At 68.2% G+C, this 15,137-nt stretch carries 11 protein-coding genes and 1 pseudogene; 3 read left to right on the top strand and 9 right to left on the bottom strand.

Annotated elements, in window-relative coordinates; all coding sequences use genetic code 11:
• A pseudogene (phzA, locus tag HMPREF2914_RS14505) lies at positions 1-142 on the bottom strand (phenazine biosynthesis protein PhzA); the annotation flags it as partial.
• A gap of 695 nt (positions 143-837) precedes the next feature.
• Between phzA and phzM the strand changes: the two are divergent.
• Positions 838-1,842: a phenazine-1-carboxylate N-methyltransferase PhzM gene (phzM, locus tag HMPREF2914_RS14510; RefSeq protein ID WP_003093617.1), complete on the top strand. Its 1,005-nt coding sequence runs from the start codon at positions 838-840 to the stop codon at positions 1,840-1,842.
• A gap of 10 nt (positions 1,843-1,852) precedes the next feature.
• On the opposite strand, the gene opmD is transcribed toward phzM, so the two are convergent.
• From opmD to nmoR, 6 genes are all read right to left on the bottom strand, one after another.
• Entirely contained in the window at positions 1,853-3,316 is a 1,464-nt protein-coding gene (gene opmD, locus HMPREF2914_RS14515) for a multidrug efflux transporter outer membrane subunit OpmD (protein ID WP_003111615.1), read from the bottom strand.
• Positions 3,313-6,402, bottom strand: a complete 3,090-nt coding sequence (mexI, locus tag HMPREF2914_RS14520) for a multidrug efflux RND transporter permease MexI (RefSeq protein WP_003093610.1) — start codon at positions 6,400-6,402, stop codon at positions 3,313-3,315. Before mexI ends, opmD begins: the two co-directional genes overlap by 4 nt.
• Before the next feature lie 12 nt (positions 6,403-6,414).
• Positions 6,415-7,527 carry a multidrug efflux RND transporter periplasmic adaptor MexH gene (gene mexH / locus HMPREF2914_RS14525; RefSeq protein ID WP_009313275.1) on the bottom strand — a complete coding sequence of 371 codons (1,113 nt, stop codon included), beginning with the start codon at positions 7,525-7,527 and terminating at the stop codon, positions 6,415-6,417.
• Between the two features lie 7 nt (positions 7,528-7,534).
• Positions 7,535-7,981 (bottom strand): multidrug efflux RND transporter inhibitory subunit MexG, encoded by a 447-nt coding sequence (mexG, locus tag HMPREF2914_RS14530; protein WP_003093607.1) that lies wholly within the window; start codon positions 7,979-7,981, stop codon positions 7,535-7,537.
• Positions 7,982-8,631: 650 nt separating this feature from the next.
• Positions 8,632-9,798, bottom strand: a complete 1,167-nt coding sequence (gene ppgL / locus HMPREF2914_RS14535) for a gluconolactonase PpgL (protein WP_023092391.1) — start codon at positions 9,796-9,798, stop codon at positions 8,632-8,634.
• Positions 9,799-9,877: 79 nt separating this feature from the next.
• Positions 9,878-10,732 carry a LysR family transcriptional regulator NmoR gene (nmoR, locus tag HMPREF2914_RS14540; protein ID WP_003104733.1) on the bottom strand — a complete coding sequence of 285 codons (855 nt, stop codon included), beginning with the start codon at positions 10,730-10,732 and terminating at the stop codon, positions 9,878-9,880.
• A 107-nt stretch (positions 10,733-10,839) separates the two neighbouring features.
• On the opposite strand from nmoR, the gene nmoA reads away from it, so the two are divergent.
• Both nmoA and HMPREF2914_RS14550 read left to right on the top strand, forming a co-directional pair.
• The gene (nmoA, locus tag HMPREF2914_RS14545) at positions 10,840-11,895 is read left to right on the top strand and encodes a nitronate monooxygenase (protein ID WP_023092392.1); all 1,056 of its coding nucleotides are present in this window, start codon (positions 10,840-10,842) and stop codon (positions 11,893-11,895) included.
• A 95-nt stretch (positions 11,896-11,990) separates the two neighbouring features.
• Positions 11,991-13,031, top strand: a complete 1,041-nt coding sequence (locus HMPREF2914_RS14550) for a D-alanine--D-alanine ligase (protein ID WP_003093601.1) — start codon at positions 11,991-11,993, stop codon at positions 13,029-13,031.
• Positions 13,032-13,070: 39 nt separating this feature from the next.
• Here HMPREF2914_RS14550 and HMPREF2914_RS14555 read toward each other — a convergent pair whose 3' ends face one another.
• Both HMPREF2914_RS14555 and HMPREF2914_RS14560 read right to left on the bottom strand, forming a co-directional pair.
• Complete coding sequence (locus tag HMPREF2914_RS14555; protein WP_003093600.1) at positions 13,071-13,937, bottom strand: MBL fold metallo-hydrolase; 867 nt, start codon at positions 13,935-13,937, stop codon at positions 13,071-13,073.
• A 207-nt stretch (positions 13,938-14,144) separates the two neighbouring features.
• Positions 14,145-15,137 (bottom strand): acyl-CoA dehydrogenase C-terminal domain-containing protein (locus HMPREF2914_RS14560; RefSeq protein WP_177344131.1); only part of this gene is annotated, 993 nt, incomplete at its 5' end.

The following is a 15,137-nucleotide window of genomic DNA, read 5'->3' on the forward strand; positions in this document are numbered from 1 at the left end:
CGCAGCCGTCCTCGACGAACAGGCTGTGCCGCTGTAACCGTTCGGCCCCCTTCATGGCCATGTAGCGCTCCACCGTGGCGCGATTCAGGCGCCGCAGACGCTCGATGTCGAGGGGTGTTTCCCTGTACCGCTGACCGTTCATGCGCCGCCTCCGAGAGGGCTCTCCAGGTATGCCGGAGAAACTTTTCCCTCGCGGCATCGGTTATTCGCTGGCGCGCAGGAGTTCGTCGCTCGGTAAGGGAGCGATATTCGCTGGGCGCATTGTTCATACGTAGGGTGAAATTTCGCGTTACATATGTTCGCCTGTCGTTTCCAGTTTTCGAAAGGCAATAGGAGTTTCATCCCGGGTTTCTTTTGGAAACCTGTCGGTAATGGATTCGCAATGCTTTCGTTAAGATGCGACAGACGAGGTCGCGAAGACTTTCAGCGTCATTCCGTGAAGTGTTTCAAATAGCCAGCATCCCTGGTCGCTGATGTGGATTGCATAAAACACAGAACGCTCGTACCGGCTCAACTACAAGATCTGGTAGGTGCCAGATAGGGTATGCGGGATTGCTAAGCTGATGCTTCCTGCAATGCCGGAGGTTGTAGCCAAGTTGTAATTTTATTCTTTCGGTACGCAGGAAAAGGCTCTGGAACAGGCAGTTGGAAAGTTCCAGGGTTGTTTCCGCAACGAGATCCAGGCAGCGCTGATCCGGGGGATGAGCGCATTTTTCTCAAAGTTCCGAATGAACCGGGGTGTTCTGCGGTATTTCTCGCCGAGCGGGCAAGAAGTGCGAAATAGAGCGCTTGGGTACTTCTCGGGTTACGGAAATGTGTAACGAGAGAGAATAAAAGATGAATAATTCGAATCTTGCTGCTGCGCGTAATTTGATACAAGTTGTTACCGGGGAATGGAAGTCCCGTTGCGTCTACGTCGCTACGCGCCTCGGGCTGGCCGATCTGATCGAGAGCGGGATCGACAGCGACGAGACGCTGGCCGCCGCGGTCGGTTCCGATGCCGAGCGCATCCATCGACTGATGCGCCTGCTGGTGGCCTTCGAGATCTTTCAGGGCGATACCCGCGACGGCTACGCCAATACCCCCACCAGCCACCTGCTGAGGGATGTCGAGGGCTCCTTCCGCGACATGGTGCTGTTCTACGGCGAGGAGTTCCACGCCGCCTGGACGCCCGCCTGCGAGGCGCTGCTCAGCGGTACCCCAGGCTTCGAGCTGGCGTTCGGCGAAGACTTCTACAGCTACCTGAAGCGCTGCCCGGATGCCGGCCGGCGCTTCCTGCTGGCGATGAAGGCAAGCAACCTGGCCTTCCATGAGATCCCCAGGCTCCTGGATTTCCGCGGGCGTAGCTTCGTCGACGTCGGTGGCGGTTCCGGCGAATTGACCAAGGCCATCCTGCAGGCCGAGCCCAGCGCCCGGGGCGTGATGCTCGACCGCGAGGGTTCCCTCGGCGTGGCCCGCGACAACCTCTCCAGCCTGTTGGCAGGGGAGCGCGTCAGCCTGGTGGGCGGCGACATGCTGCAAGAGGTGCCGTCCAACGGCGATATCTACCTGCTGTCGCGGATCATCGGCGATCTGGACGAAGCCGCCAGCCTGAGGTTGCTCGGCAATTGCCGCGAGGCGATGGCCGGCGACGGCCGGGTGGTGGTGATCGAGCGGACCATCTCGGCCAGCGAGCCGTCGCCGATGTCGGTGCTCTGGGACGTGCACCTGTTCATGGCCTGCGCTGGCCGCCACCGCACCACCGAGGAGGTGGTCGACCTGCTCGGGCGCGGTGGCTTTGCGGTGGAGCGGATCGTCGACCTGCCGATGGAAACCCGCATGATCGTCGCTGCCAGGGCCTGAATCGGAACTCTCAACGGTTGGCCCCGGCGGTTTCGCCGGCGGCCAGTTGGCCGGCGCCCGGCGCCAGGTCGCCGCTGCCCCAGCCGAGCGCCTTGTAGAGGGCGATGACGTTGACGAACGAGGCGGTCTCCGCCTGCGCCAGTTCCTCGCGGATCTGGTACAGCGCGCGCTGGTTCTCCAGCACCGCCAGGTAGCTGCCGGCGCCGGCGCGGTAGCGTTCGTTGGCGATCTCCAGGGCGTTCGCGCCATGGGTCGCGGACTGGAACAGGGCGACCAGCCGACGCTGGTGTTCGGCCAGTTGGTTGAGCGCGTTGCCGACGTCCTCCTGGGCCAGCAGCAGGGAGCGCTGGTAGCGCGCCAGCGCGGCGTCGGACTGCGCCTCGACGGCGCGCAGGCGGGCCCGCACGTTGCCCAGGCGGAACGCCGGCCAACTGACGCTGGGCGCCAGTTCGAAGGCGCGCGAGGCGCTGCCGAGGTCGCCGCTGCGCAGGGCGAAGAAACCGATGAAGCCGCCCAGGTCGAGGCGCGGATAGAGTTCGGCGGTAGCCGCGCCGACGTCTTCGGTGCTCGCTGCCAGTTGCCGCTCGGCGCTGACTACGTCGGGGCGCTGGAGGATCAGGCGGTCGACGTCGCCCAGCGGCAGGTTCTTCGCCAATGGCGCGGCGCCGCCACCGTCGAGGATCGGCGCGCCGCTGCCCGGTGCCTCGCCGCGCAGCACGTCGAGGCGATAGCGGGCGCTCTCCAGCGCGGTCGTCAGTGGCGGAATCGCCGCTTCGCTGCGCAGCAGGTTGGCCTGGGCGTTCTCCACGTCCTCCGGCAGGCCGCTGCCCAGTTGCAGGCTGCTGCGGGTCAGCTCCAGGGTGTCGCGCCAACTGCGCACCTGGGCGCGCGCCACGTCCAGTCGGCGCTGGTAGCCCTGGATCTCGAAGTAGGCGCGGGCGGTGTCGGCGGCGATGCTCAGGCGTACCAGCCGGAGGTCGGCGTCGGCCGCTTCGGCGCGGGCCAGGGCGGCGTCGGAAAGTCGGCCGAGGCGACCGAACAGGTCGATTTCCCACTGCGCGTCGAAGCCGGCGCGGTAGCTCTCCGCCAGGCGCCGGCGCGGCTCGCCGTCGTAGTCCAGCTGTTGTTCGATGCTGCGGTTGTAGCCGGCCTGGCTGGTGACCTGCGGCAACTGGTCGAGCCAGCGGTCGTCGAACAGCGCGCGGGCGCTGCGCAGGTTGGCGCGGGCCTCGCGGATGTCGTGGTTACGCGCCAACGCCTGGTCGACCAGGCGCACCAGTTGCGGATCGTCGAAGAAGCTCCACCAGGGCGCTTCCCGCCGCTCGCCGGAGAACTCGCCGAGGTGCTCGCTGGCGACGCGTGGCGGCGGCGACTGCGGACGCTGGTAGTCGGGGCCGACGCTGCAGGCGGCCAGGCCGGTGCCGACCGCCAGGGCCAGCGCCAGGCGCGAAAGGTTCGGGTAGGAGCGCTTCATGCCTTGTTCACCAGCAGATCGGCCTCGGCCAGTTGCCGGCTGCGCGGGCTCTTGTCGACTTCCGCGTGGTTGCGCGCCAGCAGGGTATAGACGGTGGGCAGCACGAATAGGGTGAAGAGGGTGCCGACCAGCATCCCGGAGACGATCACCACGCCCAGGCCGAAGCGGCTGGCGGCGCCGGCGCCGCTGGCGAAGAGCAGCGGCACCAGGCCGAAGACCATTGCCGCGGTGGTCATCAGCACCGGCCGCAGGCGGATCTGCGCGGCGCGCAGGATCGCCGCGCGGCGGTCGAGGCGCTCGTGGAGTTGCAGTTCGTTGGCGAACTCGACCATGAGGATGCCGTGCTTGCTGATCAGGCCGATCAGGGTGACCAGGCCGATCTGCGTATAGATGTTCATCGTCGCGTAGCCCAGCGCCAGCGGCAGCAGCGCGCCGCAGATCGACAGCGGCACGGTGATCAGGATGATCAGCGGGTCGGCCAGGCTCTCGTACTGCGCGGCGAGCACCAGGTAGATCACCACCAGGGCGGCGAGGAAGGCGAACACCAGGGTGTTGCCTTCCTGGGTGTATTGCCGCGAGTCGGATTGCCAGTCGTGGCTGAAGCCGGCCGGCAGGCCGCGCGCCACGTCGTCGAGGAAGGCCACCGCCTGGCCCATGGAGACGCCGGGCGCGGGGATCGCCTGGAGGGTCGCGGCGTTCTGCTGGTCGAACTGGATCAGCTTGTTCGGCTCGACCTGAAGCTCCACCCGGACCACCGTCGACAGCGGCACCAGGTTGCCGTCCTGGGTGCGCACGAACTGCCGTGCCAGCGCTTGCGGAGTGAAACGCTGGTCGCGCAGGCTCTGCGGGATCACGTCGTAGGAGCGGCCTTCCATGCCGAAGCGGTTGACGTAGTTCTCGCCCACCAGCACCGCCAGCGACTCGCCGATGTCCTGCATGCGGATGCCCAGGCTGTTGGCCTTGGCGCGGTCGATGCGGACCTGGACCACCGGGTTGTTGTAGTCGAGGTCGCTGTCGACCACCACGAACAGCCCGCTCTGTCGGGCCTTCTGCTTGATCTCTTCCATGGTCCGGTAGAGCACCGGATAGTCCTGCGGGCTGCGCAGCACCATCTGCACCGGCAGGCCGCCGGTGGAGCCGGGCAGGGCGGCCAACTGGAAGGCGAAGATGCTGCTGCCCTCGACGTCGCCGACCTTGCCTTGCAGCTCGGACTGGATCGCCGAGGCGTCGCGCTCGCGTTTTTCCCAGGCCGCCAGGTTGATCCCGCCGAAGCTCGCCGCCGGTCCGTCGGTGCCGTTGATTATCCAGGTGCTCACGGTTTCCGGGATGCTGGTGTAGACCTGGTCGAGCTTGCGCGCGAACAGTTCGACGTAGTCGAGGTTGGCGTGCTGCGGCGCCTTGATCGCGGTGAGCACCGCGGCCTGGTCCTCGGTCGGCGCCAGTTCGCGCTTGGGCATCGAATACAGCAGCGGCAGGCTGATGCACACCAGCAATGCCAGGCCGCCGGTCAGCCAGCGGTGGCCCAGGGAGAACTCCAGGACCTGCCCGTAGCGCCGCGTCAGGCCGCCGAAGAACCACTCGGCGGCGCGGCCCATGCGCCCCTCGTTCTGGTGTGCCTGGAGCAGCAGCGAACTCATCACCGGCGACAGGGTCAGCGCCACCACCCCGGACACGATCACCGCGCCCGCCAGGGTCAGGGCGAACTCGCGGAACAGCGCGCCGGTGAGGCCGCCCATCAGGCCGATGGGGGTGTACACGGCGGCCAGGGTGATGGTCATGGCGATCACCGGGCCGGCCACTTCGCGGGCGCCGATCAGCGCCGCCGCCACCGGCGACTTGCCTTCCTCGATGTGGCGGTGGACGTTCTCCACCACCACGATGGCGTCGTCCACCACCAGCCCGATGGCCAGCACCATCGCCAGCAGGGTCAGCAGGTTGACGCTGAAGCCGAAGGCCAGCATCAGCGCGGCGGCGCCGAGCATCGACAGGGGAATGGTCGCCACCGGGATCAGCACGCTGCGCAGCGAGCCGAGGCAGAGGTAGATCACCAGCACCACGATCAGCAGCGCTTCCACCAGGGTCCGCACCACCTCGTCGATGGAGGCCTGGATGAAGCGCGAAGTCTCGTAGGCGAGGTCGACGCGGACATCCGGCGGCAGGGTCTTCTGGATCTCCGGCAGCAGCTTGCGGATGCCGTCGACGATCACCAGCGGGTTGCCGGTGGGCGTCGGGAACAACCCCAGGTGCACCGCCGGGTCGCCGTCCATCAGTGCGCTGGTCTCGGTGGCCGCGGCGCCCAGTTCGACGGTACCGACGTCGCGCAGGCGCACCAGGCCGTTGCCATCGTTGCGGATGACCATCTCGCGGAAGTCGTCGACGTTGGTCAGGTCGGTGTTGACCCGCACGTTGGACAGCACGTACTGCCCCTTCACCATCCCCGGCGCCGCCTGGTAGTTGTTGCGGCGGATCGCCTCGGCCACGTCGGAGGCGGTCAGGCCGCGCCCGGCGAGGCGGTCGGCGTCGAGCCAGAGGCGCATGGCCAGGCGCTGGCCGCCAAAGGTCTGGACCTTGGCCACGCCGTCGATGGAAGAGAACATCGGCTCGACCACCCGCGACAGGTAGTCGGTCAACGCAGGGATCGGCAGGGTCTTGCTGGAAAAGCCGACGTAGGCTACCGCGGTGGTCTCGCCGGAAGAGCGTTCGATCACCGAGTCGTAGGCACGCTCGGGCAGCTTGTAGCGCACCGAGTTGACCTTGGCCATGGTCTCGGTCATCGCCTGGGTCGAATCGCGGTTGAGCAGCATGCGGATGGTCACCACGCTACGCCCCTGCACCGAGGTCGAGGAAAGGTAGTCGATGCCCTCCACCGACGACACCGCCTGGGCGATCGGCTGGGTGACGAAGCCCTGCATGAGATCGGCGGAGGCGCCGGGGTACTCGGTGGTGACGGTGATGGTCGAGCTTTCCAGCAGCGGGTACTGGCGGATCGGCAGCTTGCCCAGGGAGAACAGGCCGAGCAGCAGGATCAGCGTGCTGACCACCAGCGCCAGCACCGGCCGGCGGACGAACAGGTCGGTAAAGGTCATCGCGGGGTTCCTTCAGCGGCCGGCGACCGGCACGGGGGGCGCGGCGCTGCTCAGGGTGTCTTCCTTGACCGGTTCCACGGCCATCCCGTCGCTCAGGTTGATCTGCCCGGAAGTCACTACCCGGTCGCCCTCGGCGAGGCCCTGGAGGATTTCCACGCGACCGTCCCAGCGCTCGCCGATCCGCACCGAGACGCGCTTGGCGCTGAGCGGCCGGTCGCCTTCCTGGTGGGCGACGAACACGGTGTCGCCGTAGGCGGTATAGGTGACCGCGGTTTCCGGCACGCTCAGCGACGGCGCGTCGGCTTTGCGCGAGACCCGGATGCTGGCGAACATGCCGGCGGCGAGCAGGCCTTCGGGGTTGTCCAGCAAGGCCTGGACCTGCACCGTGCGCGACTTGCCGATCAGCGGGTCGATGGCGCTGATGCGCGCCGGGAAGCTGCGCCCCGGATAGGCGTCGACCAGGACCTCGAGGGTCTGGCCGAGCTTCAGCTCGGGGCTGGTGCTTTCGTCCAGGGAGAAATTGCTTTTCAGGGTCCGCGCATCCACCAGGCTGGCCACCGGCTCGGCGACGCCGAGGTACTGGCCGAGGTGCACGCGGCGGATGCCGAGTTGGCCGGAGAAGGGCGCGCGGATCGCCTTCTGGTCGATCAGCGCCTGGGTCTGGCGCACCGCGCCGAGCGCCATGTCGCGGGCGGCGACGGCGTTGTCCAGCTGTTCCTGCGAGGCGACGTTGCGCTCTACCAGCTTGCGCGCACGGGCATGGAGGATCTCGGCATTACGCAACTGCGCCTTGAGACGGATCAGCTCGGCCTGTTCCACCGCGTCGTTGAGTTGCACCAGCAACTGCCCTTGCTGCACCTGCTGGCCCGATTCGAAGGCGATGCGGGTGATCCGTCCTGCCGCTTCGGCGGCCACCTGGACCTGGCGACCGGCCTCCAGCTCGCCGACGCCATCGAAGACGCGCGGCACCACCCGCCGCTCCACCGAGGCGAGGGCGACCTTCACCGGCGGGTAGCCGGCGAAACCGCCGGCGTCTTTCTTCGCCGAGCCGGTGGCGTAGACGGCGATGCCGATAACCGCCGCGCAGATGAGCGCGGCACTGGCGATCAGGACGGGTTTCTGCATGATCGCCTCAGGCCTTCTGGTAGGTGGCGGCCACGGAGACGTCCTGGCGCAGCCGCTGGCGTTGCGCGCTGGCGATGGCCGTGGCGATCAGGCCGCCGATCACCGCGATGTGCTCGAGGGCGAAGAACATCGCCAGCTTGGCTTCGACGCCGGTCTTGCTCCAGAAGGTGTGGACGATGAGGATGGTCAGCAGCAGGAACACCGCCAGCGCCCCGGCGCCGAGCCATAGCTTGCGGTCCAGCAGGACCAGTGCGGAGCCGGCCAGCAGGGTCACGGCGGTGGCGATGTTGAACAGCCAGGCCGGCTCCAGGCCGGCGGCGCGCATTTCCTCCAGGCTGGCCTGATAGTCGAACAGCTTCGCCAGTCCCGAGGCGACGAACATCAGGGCCAGGCAGATCCGGGCGGTCAGCCAGAGCCAGTTGCTTTCGAGCGAGTTATCGATGAAGCGCTGCATGGGTCGTTCCTTGTGCTGGTCGCCATCCGGCGCCGCGAAGCGGCCGTGGGGGCGGTTCGTGGTCCTGGGGAAACGGGGCGGTATGACCGCAGCGGGGACTATAAAACCTCAAGTTAAGTTGAGGTCAAGGGCGTCTGTGATTAGCGCTGTAGGCCTTGCTGGGCGTGGGTTTCAGGTGGATTCGTTGGTGCCGCGGGACGGTGGGATGAGGGGCTGACGATTGGTCGCGGGGACTATTGGGGGAGGGGCTGGGTGTAGCTTGCGGGCAACCCGTCGCGACGGTTCCCCCTGGAGCGAGACGCCTTCGCGGCATCACTGTCGCTCGACCCGCTGCGCGACGATTCGACCTCCTGCCGGGGCGAGTTAGCTACCCCATCGTCTGGAGGGCAAGCATGACAAACCTCTACGTGGCGGATCCTGGTTCCGTAGGGCGAATAACCGCTTGCGGTTATCCGCCGGTTCTTCGGGACAGCGGCGGATAACGCCCCTGGCGTTATTCGCCCTACAGGACTTGCCGTATGTGGGCGGAAGCTCCATGCCTGTGGGCCTTGGAGCCAGGGCGGGCTTCGGCTCTGGCTCCGTAGTGCGGATGACCGCTTAGCGCCGATCCGCCGGCCCAGCGGCGTATCGGCGGATGGCCGAGTGCAAGGTCACGGCACCGCCACGAAGCGCAGATCGCTCGGTGACCCCACCTCGACGCTTTGCAGCGTCTTGCCCACCTGGCCGCTCTGCGGATCGCGGGCGAACACCCGCAACTGGTCGCTGTTCTGGTTGGCCACGAGGACGAAGCGCCCGCCGGGCGAGAAAGCGAATTCGCGCGGCTCGGTGCCTTCCACCGAGCGCCGTTCGACGAAACGCAACTGGCCGCTGGCCGGGTCGACGGCGAAGGTCACCAGTTGGTTGTCGTCGCCGCGATTGAGCACGCCGAGGAAGCGGCCGTCGGCGGACAGGTGCAGGGCGCCGGCGCCGACTTTGCCCTGGAAGCCGGCAGGCGCCAGGTCGTGGGTCTGCAACTGACGCAGGCGGCCATTGCCCTCATGGGCGAACACCATCACCTGGCCGCTCAGTTCCAGGGTCAGGTAGGCGAAACGCCCGTCGGCGCTGAAGATCAGATGGCGCGGGCCGCTGCCGGGCGGGGTCGGGACGAATGCCGGATCGGCCGCCTGCAGCGGACGTTCGGCCTGTTCCGGGGCGTAGCGGTAGACGAATACCTTGTCGGCGCCGAGGTCGGGGGCGAACAGGTACTGGCCGTCGGGCGAGGACACCACCGAGTGCACATGACCGGAAGCCTGGCGCGGATGCACCTTGCTGGCCTGGTGCGACTCCACCTGCACCACCGGCGCCAGCGAGCCGTCCGCGCGCACCGGCAGTACCGCCACCGAGCCTTCCGGCTGTACCGAGTAGTTGGCGACGAACAGGTAGCGACCGTCGTGGCTGAGGCTGCTGTAGGTCGGATGATCGCCGAGGGTCTGGACCTGGCTGATCTGTTGCAGGCGGCCGCTGATCGGATCGAAACGGTAGGACGTGGCGCGACCGACGGTGTCGCCCTTGCCGCCCCGTCCGTTCTCGTTGACCACGAACAGAGTGCGTTGGTCCGGGGCGACGGTCAGGTACGAGGGGTTGCTGGTATGGGCCACGCGCAGCGGGCCTTTCACCGAGCCGTCGGTGCCGTCGAAGCGGTATACCTGGATGCCTTCGCTGGAGCCTTCGGTATAGGTCCCCACCAGCAGGTTGTAGAGGCTGGCGGCCTGGGCCTGGGGCGCCACGCCGGTGAGCGGCGCGAGGGCCAGCAGGCAGAGGGTGGGCAGTCTTCTCATGGGCAACTCCTTGGCTCGCTATTGTTCTGATGGCTCGGGGTTGGACCGGAGCCAGGCCGTTGGGTTCGCCCCTGGCCGCTCAGTCGCCGGCCTGGCCCAGCACGCCGCGCCAGCGTTCGAAGGCGGCGGTCGCGTAGCCTTCGCGCCAGACCAGCCAGGTGTCTACTTCGGCAAGGGGCAGGCTGCGCAGCGGCGGCGTGCCGAGCAGTTGCAGCACCGAGCGCGGCAGCACGCCGACACAGGCGCCGGCGGCGACGCAGGCGAGGATCGCATGGTAGGAGCCGACTTCCTGCACCGTCAGCGGCGTGCCCAGGCTGTCCTCGGCCAGTTGCCGGTAGGTGCAGCCACGGGCGAAGCCGGCCAGGGTGCGCAGGCGCACCTCGGCGACGTCGTGGACCGGCGGGTGTTCGGCCGGCAGGATCATCAGCAGTTCCTCGCGGAACAGCGGCTCGCCGCGCAGGCCGCTGCCATCGAGTTCGCCGGCCCAGCCCGGGCCGGCGGCCACCAGCGCGCAGTCCAGGCGCCGCGCCCGCACCCCATCGAACAACGCGCGACTGGTGCCGGTGGAGACTTCCAGGGCGACCCGCGGACAGGCCTTGTGATAGCTCGCCAGCAGAGCCGGCAGGCGGCTGGCCGCGGTGCTTTCCATGCTGCCCAGGCGCAGGCGCCCGCCGGGCTCGGCGGGATGCATCGACTGGCGCGCCTCGTCGGCGAGAGCCAGCAACTGCTCGGCATAGGCGAGGAATTCGCTGCCGCGTTCGGTCAGGCTCATGCGCTTGCCGTCGCGCAGGAACAGTTCGACGCCCAGGTCCTCCTCGAGCTGGCGGATCCGCGTGGTGACGTTCGACTGCGCTCGCTGCAACTGCTGAGCGGCGCGGGTGACGCTGGCTTCGTGGGCGACCGCGCGGAAGATTTCGAGGGAGGAAAGGTCCATCGATCTATCTCTTTATGAGAATGAATTGTTAAAAATATTCTTTTATGAAGATATATTGGTCAAGCGTCGGCCGACGCGGTGTCGTCCGACCGGGAGAGGGAATCGCCATGACTGACCGCTTCACGCGCCTGCTCGGCATCCAGCAGCCGATCATCCAGGCACCCATGCTCGGCGTCTCCACGCCGGCGCTGGCCGCCGCCGTATCCAACGCCGGCGGGCTCGGTTCGATCGCCATCACCGGTAGCGCCGCCGAGAAAGGCCGGGCGCTGATCCGCGAGGTGCGCGGGCTGACCGACAAGCCGTTCAACGTCAACCTGTTCTGCCACCGCCCGGGGCAGGCCGACCCGGCCCGCGAGCGCGCCTGGCTGGACTACCTGAAGCCGCTGTTCGCCGAGTTCGGCGCCGAGCCGCCGGCGCGCCTGAACAACATCTACCTGAGCTTCCTCGAAGACCCGACCCTGCTGCCGATGCTGCTGGAAGAGCGGCCGGCGGCGGTCAGCTTCCATTTCGGCGCGCCGCCCCGCGACCAGGTTCGCGCGTTGCAGGCGGCGGGCATCCGCGTACTGGTCAGTGCCACCACGCCGGAGGAAGCGGCTCTGGTGGAGGCCGCCGGCGCCGATGCGGTGGTCGCCCAGGGCATCGAGGCCGGTGGCCATCGCGGGGTGTTCGAGCCGGAGCGCGGCGACGCCGCCATCGGCACCCTGGCGCTGGTCCGCCTGCTGGCGGCGCGCGGTTCGCTACCGGTGGTGGCTGCCGGCGGGATCATGGACGGACGGGGCATCCGCGCCGCCCTGGAGCTGGGCGCGAGCGCCGTGCAGATGGGCACCGCCTTCGTCCTCTGTCCGGAGTCCTCGGCCAACGCCGCCTACCGCGAGGCGCTGAAGGGGCCGCGCGCGGCGCGCACCGCGCTGACCGTGACCCTGTCCGGGCGCAGCGCCCGCGGCCTGCCCAACCGGATGTTCTTCGATGCCGCCGCGCCTGGAGTGCCGCCCTTGCCGGACTATCCGTTCGTCTACGACGCGACCAAAGCGTTGCAGACCGCCGCTCTGGCTCGCGGCAACCATGATTTCGCCGCCCAGTGGGCCGGCCAGGGCGCGGCGCTGGCGCGGGAGCTGCCGGCCGCCGAACTGCTGCGCACGCTGGTCGAGGAACTGCGCGGCTGAGGGAGGCCGTTCGCTGCGCGCGACGATGACTGTCTCTGTTCAGTTACCCCTGTGTTGTGCTTTTCTGCCTCCAGCACTGGAACGACAGGTGGAACATGGGACAGGACAAGTTGAAGGTCGCCGTTCTCTTCGGCGGTAGCAGTGAGGAACGGGACGTCTCCATCGCCAGCGGCGCGCAGGTGATCCAGGCGTTGCGCAGCGCCGGCCACCAGGTGCTGGCGGTGGATACCGCCAGCGGCCTGCTCGGCGCGGAGGAAGAGCGCCGCCTGCTGGCGAGCAAGGTCAAGGAGGTCCCGCCGGACTCCGACTCGCTGGCGATCATCCGCAGCGGCAAGCAGAGCCTGCTGAGCGCCGGCGAACTGGCTGGGGTCGACGTGTTCTTTCTCGCCCTGCACGGCGGCACCGGCGAGGACGGCACCCTGCAGGCGCTGCTGGATGCCGGTGGTTTCGCCTATACCGGCAGCGGCCACCTGGCCAGCGCCATGGCGATGGACAAGGACGTGGCCAAGCGCCTGTTCCTCGCCGCCGGGGTGGAGACCGCCAGTTGGCTGATGGCGCCGGCCTCGGAAGAGGCGGTGCGCGAGCAACTGGGCTTCCCCCTGGTGGTCAAGCCGAACAGCCAGGGCTCCACCGTGGGGCTGTCCATCGTGCATTCCCAGGCCGAATTGCAGCCGGCTATCGAGCTGGCCGGGCGCTATGGCGACGAGGTGATGCTGGAGCGCTTCGTCGCCGGCCGCGAGGTCACCGTCGGGGTGCTCGACGACCAGGCGCTGCCGGTGGGCGAGATTCTCCTCGGCGGCCAGGAGGTCTTCGACTACGAGCACAAGTACCAGGCCGGCGCGGTGCGCGAGGTGTTTCCCGCCGACCTGCCGCCGGCGATCGCCGCCGAGGCCCAGCGTCTGGCGCTGAAGGTACACCGGGCGCTGAAGCTGAGCGGCTACAGCCGCACCGACTTCCGCCTCGACGAACAGGGCCGGCTCTGGTGTCTGGAGGTCAATACCCTGCCGGGAATGACCGCCACCAGCCTGCTGCCGCAGGCCGCGGCGGCGGCCGGGATCGGGTTCGCCGAACTCTGCGAGCGGATCTGCCGGCTCGGTATCGAGCGCTGCAAGGGCGCGCGCAAGGCGCGTTCCTGATTCCCGCGGCCCGCCGCCGGGGCGGGCCGCGCCTTTCGCTCAGGCCTCGAGGTTCTCGACCCGCTCGAGGGTGTCGTAGAGGCTGTAGCGCTCCTGTTCGTCGCGTCGCACCCGGCCCATGGCGACGCACGGATCATGGGTGAAGACCAGTCGGCCGTTGCGGGCGATGAGGCTGTCCAGCAGGCGTTCCTTTTCCTCGATCAGGCCTTCCGGGAAGCGGTCGTAGCCCATGGTCAGCGGCAGGTGTACCCAGGGTGCGCCGGGGATCAGGTCGCCGCTGAATACCACCGGGCCGTCGGGCATGGCGATCTCCGGGAGCATCTGGCCCGGGGTATGGCCTTCGCTGAAATGGAAACGCCAGCCCTCGCCCAGATGCGCCGAGCGCTCGCCGTCGTCGAGCAGCTCCAGGCGTCCGCTGGCCTGCAGCAGGTCGAGCAGTTCCGGCACGAACGAGGCTCGGTCGCGCGGGTGCGGCTGGCGAGCGCGCTGCCAGTGGCGGCGGCCGCTGACGAAATGCGCGTTGGGGAACAGCAGGCGCGCCGGCTGGCCTTCTTCCCAGGCGGCGAGCAGGCCGCCGGCGTGGTCGAAGTGCAGGTGGGTGAGCAGCACCACGTCGATGTCGGCGTCGTCCAGGCCGACCGCGGCGAGGCTGTCGAGCAGTACGTGGCGCTCTTCCTGGACGCCGTAGCGCTGGCGCAGGGCGGGCGGGAAGAACGCGCCGATGCCGGTCTCCACCAGTACGTTGCGCTCGCCGTCGCGCACCAGCAGGGCACGGCAGCCGAGGTCGATGCGGTTCTCCGCATCGGGCTGCATCCAGCGTGACCAGAGCGCGCGCGGGGCATTGCCGAACATGGCGCCGCCGTCGAGTTTCTGGCTGTTGCCGAGGAGGGTGGTGAGGGTTCGCATGGATATGTCCTTGTTCTTGGTCTAGCGAATTACCGGCGGTTGCGTCGTTTTTCAAGAATGCCTGGCCGGCTTCCCGGGCGTCGTAGGGCGAATAACCGCTTCGCGGTTATCCGCCGTTATCGCGGGCTGTCGGCGGACAGCGCGCTGCATGCTGTCCCGAAAAAAACACGCGGCCCACGGGCCGCGCGACAACGCTCGACGGAAGCTTCAGAACTGTTCCGCCTCCAGGCCGTACAGGCTTTCGCTGCCGGCTTCGACGGCGGCGGCGAGGGAGTGCACGCGGGGCAGGATGCGGGCGAAGTAGAAGCGCGCGGTGGCCAGCTTGCCGTCGTGGAACGCCGGGTCGGCCTCGCGCTGGCGCAGCGCGGCGGCGGCCATGCGCGCCCAGAGGTAGGCGTAGGCGGTATAGCCGAACAGATGCAGGTATTCCACCGAAGCTGCGCCGATCTCGCGCGGGTCGTTGCCGGCGCGGGCGACGATGCCCTGGGTGAGGTTGTCCAGCAGGTCCAGGGCGGTCAGCAGCGGGGTGACGAACTCCGCCAGTTCGGCGTTGGCGCCGGCGGCGAAGGCTCGCACCTCGCGGCTGAAGATGGAGAGGAACAGCCCGCCGTTGGCGACCACCTTGCGGCCCATCAGGTCGAGCGCCTGGATGCCGTTGGTGCCTTCGTAGATCTGCGCGATGCGTACGTCGCGCACCAGTTGCTCCTGGCCCCATTCGCGGATGTAGCCGTGGCCGCCGAACACCTGCTGGCCGAGCACGCAGCTCTCCAGGCCGGTATCGGTGAAGAAGGCCTTGGCCACCGGGGTCAACAGGGCCACCAGGGCTTCGGCCTGGCTGCGTTCTTCCTGGTCCTCGGCGTACTTGGCCAGGTCGAGCTGCTGCCCGACATAGGTGGAAAAGGCGCGGCCGCCCTCGGTCAGCGCCTTCATGGTGAGCAGCATGCGGCGCACGTCGGGGTGCACGATGATCGGGTCGGCGGCCTTGTCCCTGGCCACCGGGCCGGTCGGCGCGCGGCTTTGCAGGCGCTCGCGGGCGTAGGCGACGGCGCTCTGGTAGGACATCTCGGCGCAGCCGATGCCCTGGATGCCGATGGACAGGCGCTCGTAGTTCATCATGGTGAACATCGCCGCCAGGCCCTTGTTGACTTCGCCGACCAGCCAGCCGCTGGCGCCGTCGAAGTTCATCACGCAGGTGGCCGA

This window comes from Pseudomonas sp. HMSC067G02 (assembly GCF_001813485.1).
GTDB lineage: Bacteria > Pseudomonadota > Gammaproteobacteria > Pseudomonadales > Pseudomonadaceae > Pseudomonas > Pseudomonas aeruginosa.

Bases quoted from the DNA above. Each gene is read 5' to 3' on its own strand.
- phzM (WP_003093617.1), top strand. From the start codon at position 838: ATGAATAATTCGAATCTTGCTGCTGCGCGTAATTTGATACAAGTTGTT.
- opmD (WP_003111615.1), bottom strand. From the start codon at position 3,316: ATGAAGCGCTCCTACCCGAACCTTTCGCGCCTGGCGCTGGCCCTGGCG.
- mexI (WP_003093610.1), bottom strand. From the start codon at position 6,402: ATGACCTTTACCGACCTGTTCGTCCGCCGGCCGGTGCTGGCGCTGGTG.
- mexH (WP_009313275.1), bottom strand. From the start codon at position 7,527: ATGCAGAAACCCGTCCTGATCGCCAGTGCCGCGCTCATCTGCGCGGCG.
- mexG (WP_003093607.1), bottom strand. From the start codon at position 7,981: ATGCAGCGCTTCATCGATAACTCGCTCGAAAGCAACTGGCTCTGGCTG.
- ppgL (WP_023092391.1), bottom strand. From the start codon at position 9,798: ATGAGAAGACTGCCCACCCTCTGCCTGCTGGCCCTCGCGCCGCTCACC.
- nmoR (WP_003104733.1), bottom strand. From the start codon at position 10,732: ATGGACCTTTCCTCCCTCGAAATCTTCCGCGCGGTCGCCCACGAAGCC.
- nmoA (WP_023092392.1), top strand. From the start codon at position 10,840: ATGACTGACCGCTTCACGCGCCTGCTCGGCATCCAGCAGCCGATCATC.
- HMPREF2914_RS14550 (WP_003093601.1), top strand. From the start codon at position 11,991: ATGGGACAGGACAAGTTGAAGGTCGCCGTTCTCTTCGGCGGTAGCAGT.
- HMPREF2914_RS14555 (WP_003093600.1), bottom strand. From the start codon at position 13,937: ATGCGAACCCTCACCACCCTCCTCGGCAACAGCCAGAAACTCGACGGC.